The organism is Stenotrophomonas sp. SAM-B (assembly GCF_013387485.1).
In the GTDB taxonomy this organism is placed as follows: domain Bacteria; phylum Pseudomonadota; class Gammaproteobacteria; order Xanthomonadales; family Xanthomonadaceae; genus Stenotrophomonas; species Stenotrophomonas maltophilia_AA.
The window spans coordinates 67,932-80,200 of the sequence record NZ_JABBXB010000002.1 but is presented as its reverse complement, the minus strand read 5'-3'; the positions used below and the strand labels follow the sequence as shown (position 1 = coordinate 80,200).

Here is a 12,269-nt window from a genome sequence, read left to right as displayed (position 1 = left end):
GAGCAACGTGGGCACTACGTAGAGGTCAGCCTCGGGGATCACCTCGTTGTCCGGCTGGCGTGGTGGAGTGTCCGTGATCTCCACGTCGAAGCCCGGTCCAGGCGCGCGGTTTTACTGGCAAGGCCTTGGAGCAAGCGACTGGGTGGGCTTTGAATTTAAGTGCCCCTGAGGGCAAGAAGGCTGGGGGCGTCCTTTCACGTTCAAAGTGGCAAAGCTGCGGATTTCCAAAACCGGCCGGAGGCAATGCCCTCGCACCAAGGGTGCTTTTCAGAAGGCAGGTAGCTTGGCCACCTGCGGCCGCCTCTGGGCTTTTCCCTGTTTTACTTTCAAGTCAAATCCCAGCCAAGGTTTTCCACATCGCCTTGCCTTGGGCTTCGTGAAGCGACGCGTATTGCCGTGGATCCCAACTGGTTCCGGTCAAGAGCAGCCCCAGCTCGGCCACGGTGGCTTGGCAACGGTCGCCAAAAGCCAAGGCCTCATTGAAGGTCAACCCAAGCGTGTTGATGTCAAAGGCACGGGGCTCATCGTCCAACTTGCGCATTTCCAGGTGGGCGTGGTGCTTGTCCCGCAGTGTCTTGATTTTCGCTGCCACGGGATCAGCCGCAAGGATCACCATTTCATTGGAGACCTTTTCCCAGCCACTATCGAAGCGCGAGTAATTCTCGTCCCACTCGCTCTGCCTGGACCTCTCTTGGAAAACGGCTGAGTTTTCGGGCGGCAGGTCACCAATCGGTTCGTGGTGGAAGTGATCGAACATGCGCTCGTAGCGCTCCCGGTAGTGTTCCTTGATCGCGGGATCTGCTTGGAGCTTGCGCCAGAGGTTGGTCAGGCTACCGGACCGCGAATCGTTGTCCAGAAAGAGCCGTGACTGATCGCGCACCAGGTCTTGTCCAAGAAGCGGCACCAGGTGATTCCAGGCATTGGCACCCGGCGTCTTGTCCAGCTTAGCTTTCAGCCCTGCCTGAATCTCGGGGTCTTGAATGAGTGGGGACAGAATGTGCCGGCGTTCGTCGAGGATGTGGCACTCCTGCGTGAGCACGCGAACGAATCCATCGATTTGGCGAATGCGTTGTTCCAGTTCATCGGATTTCATTCCTGCTCCGCCTCCGCCGGCACCTGCTGGAACCGCACCTGCAGCCGCTTGATGAGCGCTCGGGTTTCCGCGTTCGGAGCGCGTGTGCACACCAGCACCGCCTCTCCGCTGGGCACGTGGCGGATCGCCTTCTGCTCGGCCCGGACAATGGCGCGGTATTTCACCGCTTGGTAGACGCCTCGCTGGAGCTCGTCTTCCGAGCACTTGCTGGTTTTAACTTCCACCGCCAGGCGATGCTTGCCGTTGTCGAAGTGAGCGTCCAACCGATCGCCAGAACTCAAGAGCTTCTCGTTCGTGCCAGCGGTGAAATCGCCGTAGTCCATGAACTCCTCCGGATGGTTGGCCACCCAGCGTTTAAGCGCTCGGTGTTCGGCGCTCTCGGTACCACCGCCCTGTTGGACCTTGGGCAAGGGAATGGGAGCATTGGAGGAAACCTCTGCCACCGGTCCGCTCGCCGGGGCAAGCATCGTGGCCCCAAGAGCACGGGCGACCCTGTCCCAGTCCTGATAAGTGAACACGTCTTCCATGGCCTCACGAAGGTGCACCCTGCGATTGTCTTCCGTGTCCAGCTTCTTGCCCGCGAAGTAAGCCGGCGAAATCGTTATGGCGCCCTCTCCTGGGTGCCTCGTGGCCTTGTTAACCACGATCGTGTGCAAGGGTGGGATCGGTTTGCGCCACTGCTCGCTCAACCACTGGAGCGCCTGGGCCACACCGCCAGCCACAGTCCCGTAAAGATCTTTTCGGGGTTTGATGTCGTGGCCGTAGTTGTCATGGAGCTCTTGAGCCAAGTCGCTATAAGAATGGGCCTCTCCCTCTTGGGCCCATCGGATGAGGATGGGCAGGGCATCCGGAATGACCTCGCTCCTCCACTTCGTCCGCGCGAACTCCACCATTGACCAGTCAAACTCTTCCATCCCCATACCTGCTCCTTGGTTGTTGACCCATGGTAGCGGTAGGGCTTGGACTGCGAAACGACAAGGACCGGTCTCCCCGCCCCTTTCGTGAGTCCTCGTTGGGCAGCATGATGCTGACCACAGGGTCTAGGGCGTCCCCGGGCCCACACAGTGCCTTCAAGGTGACGCCTAAATCGAGGATTCGCAGACCTCCGGTTGCAACTCTCCCCGCCAGCGATCGTTGGCGGGGGTACAGAGCAGCGCGACAATGCGTGTCCGGTCCTTTACGGCGGCCAGACCAGCTCTTCCATGCGAGCTTTCCTCTGTTGCATGTAGTGCAACATCCCGCTGGCACACTGCTCAACAACGGAGCTTTCCTCAAAGGCCCCAACCCCAACCGCGGTCAGTGCTGCAATGACGCACAAGTTGGTGGTGGCCACCGCGTTGACGGTGGTCTGAAACAAAATGGCCGCTGGCACATGTGCCCCGATCTGCCCGTTGGGGTCTTGATACATCACCCGAATGGCTTTCCCGCCATGGACCAGTCCGCAAAGAGGGTCCCACGAATTGGTCACCGTCCGAGCCAGCTTCTGAGGCTCATCGTCGTGCCCGATCCGTGCAATGGCCTGCTCCACGTCACCGGCCAGGTCTTTGAGGGCAATAGCCACCCACTTTCCTTTCTCGTTCTTCTTTCGAGGGCCGCGATCTTCCTGGAGAAAGTCCTTCAGCTGTTCGTCGTCGGCGAGAAACTGGACAAACACCGCCCGCAGGAACTGCTCAATCTGGGAGCGGTGCATCGCCAAGGCCACCGCAGGAAGATCGATGGGATGGGTCTCCAGGAGGAACAGCAACGCCCGGCCGTAGTCCATCGACGCCCTCAACAGCTGGAAGGTCACCCGGTGGCGCTCGCTGTCGGCAGGAACAGTGATACGGGCCATGCAGGACATGTTCAATTCCAGGCTCGCTTTGGCCTCTCTGGCCTCCCGTGCAATGTCTAAAGCTGTGGGATGGCGCTTGGCAGCGCGCGCGTCCAGCGCATCGCGGATCGCACCCTTCAACGAATTGTGCGTCATGTCCTTTGCCTTTCACTCGCGGATTTCAAAAGATGCCTCAGAGCTGCGGCACGATCTTCCCAGCGATCTACGTTCCAAGATGGATGGTAGACCCAAGTCATCCACGCCCATCCGTTGCCGTAATCGAGAGACCATACGTGGCGCTCCTCCAGATAGCGCCGCCTCCTGCCCTCGGAGCTGGCATGGCTCGCATGGAAGCTTGGCTGGTCCGACGGCTTCCCGTGATCGAATCTTCGCCAAGCGGTGCGCCCGAGAACGAGTATCACGTCTGGCTGGAGAATTGGTAGGACCACCTCTACCAGCACGCGCCCCCCTTGGTTGAAGTCGGTTCCAGACGGACGGTGTCCAGCTCTCGTGCCGGAAAAGCGCTGGGACAAGTTGCAAAATGCCACCTGCCGCCAAGCTTGAGCGGCATCCACGAGACTTGGGATACTTTGGCCTGTCAGTAGGCGATCCAGCTCATCAAAGAACTTGCCACCGCCTTTTCTCTCGCAAGTCTGCATGTCCCCAAATGTTTCGCGAGTGAAAGGACGAGTGATGACGGGGTCGTCGGTCCACCCAGCCTCCCGGTAGTGGGACTCGCCCAGTAGCAAGACGCTGCGCCCTTCAAATCCCTTCCAGTAGCCGCGGCCGACGTAGGGCACGAAGGCCACCTCAGCCGGCCACGCTTCCATGTTCAACTCAGCCGGAACATCCATGCCATTGACCTTCGTATGATGGTGTCAGGCTACTCCACACCGTCCTGCCACGCACTATTGCACGCCATCCCATGCCATCCCATGCCATCCCATTTTTCCGCCACATTTAGCCGACAAAAAGCTCTTGCATACCCTTCGCACGTGCTTTAACTGTATGGGCCTTCTAAGACCATGCAGGGGCTCCCATGACAACTCACCACGGCTGGCAGGCGTGCCGCGCATGCCATGCACCAGGGTTTGATGTGCGCGTGGAGGGGGACTGGCACCTCCGTGCCAATCCCGGCTACTGGGGAACCAGCGCCCCTAAAACCTTGGTCTTGGGCTTTTCCAAGGGGGCCACTCAAATTGCAGCCGCCCAACATGGGAGCTTTGACGGGGTCGCCTTCGCAGGTGCTATGCGCCCTCGCCTGGCGGCCGTGCTGCACGAGCTCGGGATTGATCTGGGTGGGCAGACGATCGACGACGCCCTGACCGCCGAGAGCCACCACATGGGCGCCGCCTCCTTGGTGCGCTGTGGGTTGTCGGTGATGGAGAAAGCCAAGCTGGTCAGCAGTGGCACCATCATGCCCAAGGCCATGCGTTCGTCATTGCCCTTGGAAGCCATGAAAACATGCGTGGCACGCCACTTGGATCCGCTTCCTGACAGTGTGGAGCGCGTGGTCTTGCTGGGGACCACCGATGCCTACGTGAAGGGGGTCAAGGCGCTCATGCGCCAACAGTTCATCGACTTCCAAGACCTCAACGACGTAGCCTTTCGCGCCCAGGGCCGGACGTGGGTGTTTGCCTCGCACCCCAGCCCAGCCAACGGCACTTTTCAAGCATGGATCTACGGTGACGCCGCCACCGAACCCGGCCGCAAGAAACAACTGGCGCTCCAAGCGCTGGGCCACAAGGCCCCAGCGCAGCACCTGCCACCCGCGCCTTGCCTGGCACCGCAACTGATCCAGCCGTCCACGCCGCCAGTGCCGATTTCGCCAGCCAAGGCGTCCAACGACGACCGTTTTGCCCGAGCCTTCCACCTGGTTCGCCACGATGGAAGGGTGATCGTCCCGGTGCGGATGAGGGACCGAGACACGGGAAACGTGGCGTTCCGGGTGGCCAAGATGGGCAACACCAAAGATGGTCAGCGCGAAATCTACGACGAAGTGGAGTTGTTGCGCTTGTGCGAGAGTGGGCAATGCCAGGTGCGCGCCCAACCGTTGGACAAGTCCACGCCGGCCAACTTTGTTCGGCCGCTGCTCAACCACCGGATCGTGAAGACCCCTGCCCATTGATCGCCGCACGGCGCGCCAAGCCTTCGTGAAGCAACAGGCGCGTTAGTTCGCTGGCGTCTAGCCCCTCCCGGGCTGCCACCTGCTCAAGCCAGTCTTTCAGCTCCCGTGGCACGCGAACGGCCATCTGCACGTAGGGTGGCCGGCTCATGAAGACAACCTCGCCAAGGTGAGCACCCACGCCAACGCCAAGCCGCTTCGTCAGTCTGAATCCAATGAACATGTTTCCCCCTTTCGTATCGTTGATCTGTGTCAGACGCACGCATCGCGAACGTCATACGTTTGGGATACTCCTGCACGAAAAATCCGCAAGGGGATCGCTTTGACTAAAGACAAGAACCGGGAGAAAAGCCCGGTTTTTAGGAAGTGAAACGAAGGAGCTTAATGTCCCTTCAGGTGAACCAGCCGCGATCGACGCGGTCCAGATCGTGGTCTTCGCCGAACGTGAGGGCAGCCTCTTTGGGCCCCAGCTCGGTGTCGGTGAGCCCGGCGTCGCCGCTGGAAGACGCTACGGCACATTGCGATACTTGCGTCACATAAGGGGGGAGCACATGGGTATCGAACGGGAGTTTCAGAGCTACGGCGCCCAACTGGTCAATCGTGCGTGGGCGGTTTCCGCGGTCACCGCTGATCCGCGAGAGGTGGTGGTGAGCCTCTGGCAACACAAGATCGTCGCGCGCGACGGACGGTGGTTCTACGATGATTCGCTCGCGCGGTGGAATGGCGGGGGCAAGAACTTGCTCAAGGAGCACCTGGACGTGGCCTACCGCGAAGGGTTGCGCTTGCGGGCCGTGGTCGCGACCCAAAACAACCGCGCCGAGCGCGAACGGAATCCAGACAAGGCCCCGCGCAACACGTTCAAGGCACGCCCCGACTGGGTTGGCCATGTGGAGCTGCTGGACGGTGACCATTTCATGCTAGCGTTCGACCACGTCGGCGAGACGGCCACTCCCCCCGCAGGGGCGAAGTATTGGCGGGTTGCCGAAGCGGTGGAAGCGATGGGGGGCGGAACGCTGGCTGAGGTGGGCGAATGGATCGAGACCCACTTCCCCTCAGACCCCATCGCCGACGTGCGGGCCAACCTGGAGCACCTGACGGTCAACTCCCCGAGCCGCCCCCACTACAACCGCGACCGATCCGACTGGCGCACCGACCAGGGCCACCCCCACGACCGGTTGTTCAAAATCTTGGACGCCGGTCCTCCCAAGCGGGCCCGCTATGTGCGGTTCAACCCAGCCGTCCACGGCCATCTGGATCTCCGGAAAGGCGACGATGGGAAATGGGTGGCCGTGCCCTTGCTCCAGGACGAGCAAACGCGTGCGGAAGCGCAAGGCCAGGCCGACGCGTTCGAGCATGCACCTCCGATCGACAATGAGCACGACGCCCGGGTGTGGTCCATGCGCGGCGTTGCGCAACGCCGCGGCCAACCCTTGTTTCGCGCCCGCCTGCTTGACGCCTACGATCGCCAATGCGCCATCACGGGGTGCTCTGCCCTGCAGGTGCTGGAAGCGGCGCACGTGCTGCCCTACAGGGGAGAACACACCAACCGCATGGACAACGGCCTACTCCTTCGTGCCGATCTCCACACCCTGTTCGATTGCCAACTGCTTTGGATCACGGCCGAGAACACCGTGGCTCTCGCTCCGGCTCTCTTGGCCACCGACTACGCTTCTCTTCAAGGCCGGCCGCTTCGTCTGCCGGTGTCCAAAGGGGATCACCCCAACCCGGCTCACTTGGCCGAGCACGCGACGGCATGCAAGACCCGCCACTCGCTGCAATAGATCCAAGGCTCAGCGAAGCATGATCCGAAGACGCCGACGCGACCTGCGCCCTGCAGCACCTCCCAAACGAACCGGCCGACACACTGGTGAAACAAAGCCCTTTGTGGGGGCTCCGGTCGTCGGCCTTTGAGTGGGGATCCTCGCCCCCGTCTCCCGTTTCCGGGTGAGATGGCCTGGACGGCACCCCATGGTTACGAAAGCCTTACGGGCCGCCATCGGGGGCCATGGGTGTCGGATGTCAGACTTCTTCCCGGACCGCGTCAGATTTCTCAGCCAGCCACTGCTCCACGGTTTTGCCTTTGAGCTCGTGAGCAAAGTCGCTGGCGCACAGCATTCTCCCGTCTTGCCGCATGTTTGCAACGGCATGGGCGGCCAGAATGGAGGCGCCTTGGAGGTACTGCTTGGTGCGACCGCGCTCCCACCAGTCGTTTGGCAGCGCCTTTAGCACCCCGAGGGCTTCCTTTCCGGAAAGGTATTGCACGCAGGTCAGCATGGACCACTGAAGCCCGACTTCTTCTCGCAACCAGCGCCCGGCCGCCTTTTCGTCAAGACGCCCCTCCATGGTGTCCAAGAGTGCATGGGCGGCCGCAATGGCCTTGCCTTGTGGCGATAGCCGGCTCTTCTTCTTGGAGAACAGGCCGCGCATGATCAGGCCTTCTTGCTCGCCTTCCTTGCGACGGCTTTCTTGGCAGCCTTTCGGGCAGCCTTCTTCACCGGCTTGCCCGTCTTCTTGGCCGCCTTGGCGGGTGCCTTCTTCACCGTGCCACCGGCCAGCGGGAACTTCGCCCCGGGGTTGGCCTGAGCCCACGCCTTGCCCTCGGCGGACTTGGCCCATGCGGTGAAGGCTTTGGGGGCCAATCCCCGACCGGCCCAGGTCTCACCGGTTGGGAGGCGATACTTCGGCGCGACCTTGCCCAGCTTGCGGCCCTTTCGGGGTCCCGGGGCAGCCTCGGCGGCACGCGCCGGCTTGGCGTCGATCGTCTCCCCGATGAGCTTGGCCACCTGCCGCCGCTGGGCCGGACTGAGGACCTTCGCATACTTCTGCAGGACCGCCAGGGCTTTGGGCACCTCGCCGTCGCGCTTCTCGACCAGCTTCTTCTGGGCTTCGAGCTGTTTGATTTCGGCGTTGAGGGATTTCAGGGTGGTCAGGGCCAAGAGAGGGCTCCTTTAGGGAATTCAAAGGTTATAGCCCATCCCCCTGAAGTCTTCCATCCTAAGCACCAGCTCTCGACGCCTCTCGCTCCTTGAGCGAACAACGGGTCAAAGAGCCGGCACAAGTGCCACGTAGATCTTCGTTCCCTTCGGCAGGGAGGCACGCACCTTGCCGACCATCGGGCTTTCCTTCAAGTCAAACCAGGGGTCCATATAGCCCCACGGAGCCTTGAGGAGGTAATGATAGTCGCGGTAGCGCACCCTGCTGTGGATGCACAAAATGGCGCCATCTGGAAGCGGCACGGTGGGATTCCAGTCAGCAACTAGCTTCACTCCCCTCTTGAAGAGAGCATTAACTATCTCATCGATTTCAAATCCACTGGGCTCTTCCGATACTGGCCGCCCCTTTTCCTTCTCCAACCATCTCTTTGCTCGCGCATAGGGGACGCCCATGAGGGAGGCCACGCAAGCGGCTGCGCAGCCCCACGGATCTTCCTGGGACACCTCTTGGTATTGATGCATGTCCGTTGAGTCCTTAAGGGAACAACCCGAAGTCAGCGCGCGTCCTTTTCAGCCACAATGGTCCACACCACGCTCGCCATACCCGGCTTGGATGGATCGAGCGAGCTTTGCGGAAACACGGAGATCACCCGCCAACCGTTCGCGTAGAGCTGCGCGACGGTCACCGCTCCGGTCGTCTTGCAGCGGAACACGGTGGCGTCCTCAAAAGGCTTCATGATGCCAGCAGGTGTGTTCTGGCTATCTGCCAAGCACACCTCCCCTTGCCCCGCCCAAGCCGACCCGCAAACGGCCAGCAGAGCGCCAGCCAACCACATGCTCTTCCTTTGCATATGCGTCCCCTGTAGGCCGCCGAAGTACGCGGCCTCGACACGTTAAACTATTTTTTGGACATACAGGGTTGCACATGGCGATTTAGTGGTGGAAAGATGGGTTACGATGCCGGCATGCCGGTGTCCGACCACATCGCCTTTCCTCTGCTTCGCATCTTTGGCCGTCTAGAGGCCAAGCTGAAGCACCGCCCCCGATTCATCCGCCAAGGGCAACGCGATGCCATGGTGGATTGGCGGGCGGTCAACGCCGTTGTTTCCGCATTGCCGCCCGCCGCGTTCGTGGAGCGGGTGGAGGACGAAACCCGGAACAAGATTCTTGCCGAGGAGCGCGACCGGCCCAAGGTCCAAGTAGTCGTGGAGGTGGACGGCCTGCGGCGGGCGCGTTTCCACGAGCGTCCCTTGGACCCGCCCGACCACTATCCGTCGGATGCCATTGCCCTGGTAGAGGCAGCCCGACGCGTGCGCAACAACCTCTTTCACGGCGGCAAGGAAGAGCCGGGTGATCAGCCATTCGACGGCGATGACAACGAATGGGGCCGCGCCGCCCTGGACGTGGCCAAGATCCTATTGGATCTGGTGGAACATGACGCGTTTGGGCCAGCCGTGCCTTGAGAACCCGCTGCATGTGGAACCGCGCCGCAAACGCCCATGAACCTAACGGACCAGGCCAACGCGTTCGGCCGCGGCATGATCAGCTGATCAAGATGCGCTAATGCGAGCTTTGCGGTAGATTTTGCAGATTGGCAACAGGGGAAAATATGGATATTCAAACCTTCGCTGCAATGGCGGTCGCGGCCGTGCTTGGCGGCATAGTTGTGTGGGGCATCACCAGCCGACGCCACCCTGTGGTGAACGAGCAGTTGAAAGGACAACGGGATGCAGTCTCGCCCGAATCCAAACTGCACGAACCCAGCCTGAGCCTTCCCGGGCCCTCGCCCTCACCTGCACCCACGTCGTTAATCGTCCAGAACCAGCAGGGTGAAAGAGCCCTCGCTGTGACGGAGCTACCGCTGGCCTTGTTTGACAAAGTCTCCGGCAAGAGCCGCAAGCCCCCCAAAGCGGTGGGCCGCTTGAACGCCCTTCTCCAAGCAGCTCCCACGAGTGCATTGGCCGTCCAAGGCGTCCCAGAGAACGTATTTGAGGTAGCGATCAACGGTCCTCTACTCAACGCCAAAGATTCGGCGGGCAATGTCATCGAAGGGACCTATCGAGCGATGACCAACGGCGGAAGCGGTGGCATCAAGGAACATGGGTTGTTGACCAAGCCCGAGAGTTTGAGCAACGCCATGAACGCAGCCGCGATTTGGCAGGTCGCTTCCGTCGTAGTCGCCCAAAAGCATTTGGCCGATATCAGTGAAAAACTGGACGGTATCCTGACCACCATCGGCCGAGTGGAGGGCAAGCTGGATGCTCAGCGCCGCGGTGTCTTGATGGGTGCCATGGATACGCTGAGGGAGGTATCCGTGCCCATCTTGCAGGGTGAGCACACCCCTCACAATCGGCAGACCCTTGAAGACCAGTATCAAAAGATGATGGATAAGAAGCACGAGATCCATCAACTGCTAAGGGAACGCATCCAAGCCTTGACCGACCTTCAGGACACCCAGGCGTTTGGCGCCTCAGACTTTCCCCAGAAAATTCGCGAGGAAATGAGCGAGATCGAAACATTGTTCCAAGAGGCCTTGGTTTGCTCTCGCGTCCGATTCCAAGCATGGTCACTGCTAACCGCACTTCCTGGGGAAGCGCTGCTGAAGCAGGAACGGTATCGCACTGTCCAGCAGGATTTCGATCAGGCCCTTTCACCCCAAGGACTCCGGGCATTGTTCGAGCAGAACATCGCTGATCTGATCATGCGCGTTGACTCCAAGATGGTCTTCAAAACAACGCTGGCCGCCCACCGGACGGAGCTCACCAAAGAGCTCCGCTCAACCCTTCACTCACTGGATCAAGATATCCGGGCAGAGCGCTCGATCATTGCTCAAGGGGAAGCGCTATTGAGCGATGCCACCCAGCCCACCCGCGTTCTGGTCAAAACCCAGGGCACCCGGGTAATTGCGTTCAAGCACCTGCCTGCCAACAGCACGCCGGAGTTGCTCGAGCACGACATGCAACCGTCGGTTTTCCCGGCACACCTACTACAGACGAGCGATGACCCCGTGCTCGTTGAAAGGCGTTGATCAGCGATCGGTGGACGTCGGTTTCGCCTTGACCTGCCGATCCCGGTAGGTCTCGGTGACGAAGTCCACGAACGCCACGGCAGACGCCACAGCCAAGCGTGCATGCCGGGGCTGCAGCCCACGGTGCTTGCCATCCTTGCCATGGCCGGTGCCGTAGAGGCGGCGAAGGTTGGCCAGGTTACCGGCGATTTGGTTCAGGTTGCTCAGGATGCGCTTGATGCACTCGGCCCCCTTGGCTTGATCATCGATCCCTTCGGGCACCAGGTCCAAGCTCTTGGCCAGTTTCTTGGCCAGGTCGTTCATGTCATCGCTCTTGCCGATCTCCACCCCCATCTTGCCCAGGATGGTCTTGCAGCACGACTCCACGAGCTCCTTGGCACTGCCGATGGCCAGCTCGGGATCTTTCTCGACCGCGTATTCCATGCGCTGTATCTGCTTGGCGATGGCGCCCGCGTCCAAGGAATCGGCCGCAGACCGTCCCCTCTCAAAGGATCGGTGACCGTTGGAGGTCAACGGGCGGGGTTCATACCGGGCCCTTCCTGCGATCCGCTCGACTTCGACCAAGTGCCAATCCGCTTGCCGCAATTGGTCGTTGAGGTGCTCAACGATGGTGGCGGCCTCCTCGCGTTCAGGCCTCACCACCGGGTGGACCATCTCCGCCAGGAACCGCAGGAAGGTATCTGCCGGACCATCGAGCAACGGGAAACGGTCGTCGTCGAAGATCCAGTAATCGTCCCAGTCGAAATTGTTGACCCGGTGCTGGTAGATGTCCCCGGCCGCGTCCTTGTAGCGCGAATCAGTAGATGGCAACCGCCGAAGCTCGTAGATGCGGCTCAGGAACTCTGTGTCGTCCAACGCGCCGAACACGTTCACCTGCTCCAATCGGAGCCCATCGAAGATGTTCCGGCGAACGGCACGGGGAATGACAACTGGAGAGGAGGAGCGCCAGTCTTCGTTTTGGCCCACGATGGGAATCAACCGGGCGGCGAAGAAGTCGTGGCCATTCGAGGGAATCGCTTCCGCCAATGCATCGGTGATCTGTTCGCAAACGTCCTTGAGCTTGGGCCGCAAACGCGCAAACTCCGGCGCCGGCACTTCCAGCAGAACGTTCCAGTAACTCGTGCCCCCGTTCCAGTTGTCAGAGGTATCGTGCTGGACCGATGCGGTGGAGGTGCGAAGAAGATCGGCCGCGTCGGTATGCCCGCTCTCTTGGAGCAGCACATAAGCGGCGCCCAAGCAACGCTCCAACACCTGGTCATCGAGAGGGCTCGTCAGCACGA

The 12,269-nt window shown here is 60.9% G+C and carries 12 protein-coding genes; 4 read left to right on the top strand and 8 right to left on the bottom strand.

Annotated features, from left to right (window positions below; translation table 11 throughout):
- Positions 1-331: 331 nt before the first annotated feature.
- The 3 genes from HH110_RS04580 to HH110_RS04570 all read right to left on the bottom strand — a co-directional run bounded on the left by HH110_RS04580 (position 332) and on the right by HH110_RS04570 (position 3,059).
- Positions 332-1,093, bottom strand: a complete 762-nt coding sequence (locus HH110_RS04580; RefSeq protein WP_176988573.1) for a hypothetical protein — start codon at positions 1,091-1,093, stop codon at positions 332-334.
- On the bottom strand, positions 1,090-2,007 hold the full coding sequence (locus HH110_RS04575) for a hypothetical protein (protein ID WP_176988572.1): 918 nt from the start codon (positions 2,005-2,007) through the stop codon (positions 1,090-1,092). The genes HH110_RS04580 and HH110_RS04575 overlap by 4 nt, the downstream gene beginning before the upstream one ends.
- A gap of 263 nt (positions 2,008-2,270) precedes the next feature.
- Positions 2,271-3,059 (bottom strand): hypothetical protein, encoded by a 789-nt coding sequence (locus HH110_RS04570; protein ID WP_176988571.1) that lies wholly within the window; start codon positions 3,057-3,059, stop codon positions 2,271-2,273.
- Between the two features lie 883 nt (positions 3,060-3,942).
- On the opposite strand from HH110_RS04570, the gene HH110_RS04565 reads away from it, so the two are divergent.
- Positions 3,943-5,031, top strand: coding sequence for a hypothetical protein (locus tag HH110_RS04565; RefSeq protein WP_176988570.1), 1,089 nt, complete (start codon positions 3,943-3,945; stop codon positions 5,029-5,031).
- A gap of 548 nt (positions 5,032-5,579) precedes the next feature.
- Positions 5,580-6,809, top strand: coding sequence for an HNH endonuclease (locus HH110_RS19370; protein ID WP_241696407.1), 1,230 nt, complete (start codon positions 5,580-5,582; stop codon positions 6,807-6,809).
- A gap of 238 nt (positions 6,810-7,047) precedes the next feature.
- On the opposite strand, the gene HH110_RS04555 is transcribed toward HH110_RS19370, so the two are convergent.
- From HH110_RS04555 to HH110_RS04540, 4 genes are all read right to left on the bottom strand, one after another.
- The gene (locus HH110_RS04555; RefSeq protein ID WP_176988569.1) at positions 7,048-7,455 is read right to left on the bottom strand and encodes a hypothetical protein; all 408 of its coding nucleotides are present in this window, start codon (positions 7,453-7,455) and stop codon (positions 7,048-7,050) included.
- 2 nt (positions 7,456-7,457) lie between these two features.
- A complete protein-coding gene (locus HH110_RS04550) occupies positions 7,458-7,964 on the bottom strand; it encodes an H-NS family nucleoid-associated regulatory protein (protein WP_176988568.1) in 507 nt (168 codons plus the stop codon).
- A 105-nt stretch (positions 7,965-8,069) separates the two neighbouring features.
- Positions 8,070-8,483, bottom strand: a complete 414-nt coding sequence (locus HH110_RS04545) for a hypothetical protein (RefSeq protein ID WP_176988567.1) — start codon at positions 8,481-8,483, stop codon at positions 8,070-8,072.
- A gap of 32 nt (positions 8,484-8,515) precedes the next feature.
- On the bottom strand, positions 8,516-8,731 hold the full coding sequence (locus tag HH110_RS04540; protein ID WP_176988566.1) for a hypothetical protein: 216 nt from the start codon (positions 8,729-8,731) through the stop codon (positions 8,516-8,518).
- Between the two features lie 177 nt (positions 8,732-8,908).
- On the opposite strand from HH110_RS04540, the gene HH110_RS04535 reads away from it, so the two are divergent.
- Positions 8,909-9,424, top strand: a complete 516-nt coding sequence (locus tag HH110_RS04535; protein ID WP_176988565.1) for a hypothetical protein — start codon at positions 8,909-8,911, stop codon at positions 9,422-9,424.
- A 146-nt stretch (positions 9,425-9,570) separates the two neighbouring features.
- Entirely contained in the window at positions 9,571-10,989 is a 1,419-nt protein-coding gene (locus tag HH110_RS04530) for a hypothetical protein (RefSeq protein WP_176988564.1), read from the top strand.
- Here the strand turns inward: HH110_RS04530 and HH110_RS04525 are convergent, their stop codons facing one another.
- On the bottom strand, positions 10,990-12,267 hold the full coding sequence (locus HH110_RS04525) for an abortive infection family protein (protein WP_342589216.1): 1,278 nt from the start codon (positions 12,265-12,267) through the stop codon (positions 10,990-10,992). It lies immediately after the preceding gene.
- Positions 12,268-12,269: the final 2 nt, after the last annotated feature.

Excerpts from the sequence above, each read along its gene's own strand:
- HH110_RS04565 (WP_176988570.1), top strand. The coding sequence starts at position 3,943 with ATGACAACTCACCACGGCTGGCAGGCGTGCCGCGCATGCCATGCACCA.
- HH110_RS04580 (WP_176988573.1), bottom strand. The coding sequence starts at position 1,093 with ATGAAATCCGATGAACTGGAACAACGCATTCGCCAAATCGATGGATTC.
- HH110_RS04555 (WP_176988569.1), bottom strand. The coding sequence starts at position 7,455 with ATGCGCGGCCTGTTCTCCAAGAAGAAGAGCCGGCTATCGCCACAAGGC.
- HH110_RS04535 (WP_176988565.1), top strand. The coding sequence starts at position 8,909 with ATGGGTTACGATGCCGGCATGCCGGTGTCCGACCACATCGCCTTTCCT.
- HH110_RS19370 (WP_241696407.1), top strand. The coding sequence starts at position 5,580 with ATGGGTATCGAACGGGAGTTTCAGAGCTACGGCGCCCAACTGGTCAAT.
- HH110_RS04575 (WP_176988572.1), bottom strand. The coding sequence starts at position 2,007 with ATGGAAGAGTTTGACTGGTCAATGGTGGAGTTCGCGCGGACGAAGTGG.
- HH110_RS04545 (WP_176988567.1), bottom strand. The coding sequence starts at position 8,483 with ATGCATCAATACCAAGAGGTGTCCCAGGAAGATCCGTGGGGCTGCGCA.
- HH110_RS04570 (WP_176988571.1), bottom strand. The coding sequence starts at position 3,059 with ATGACGCACAATTCGTTGAAGGGTGCGATCCGCGATGCGCTGGACGCG.
- HH110_RS04530 (WP_176988564.1), top strand. The coding sequence starts at position 9,571 with ATGGATATTCAAACCTTCGCTGCAATGGCGGTCGCGGCCGTGCTTGGC.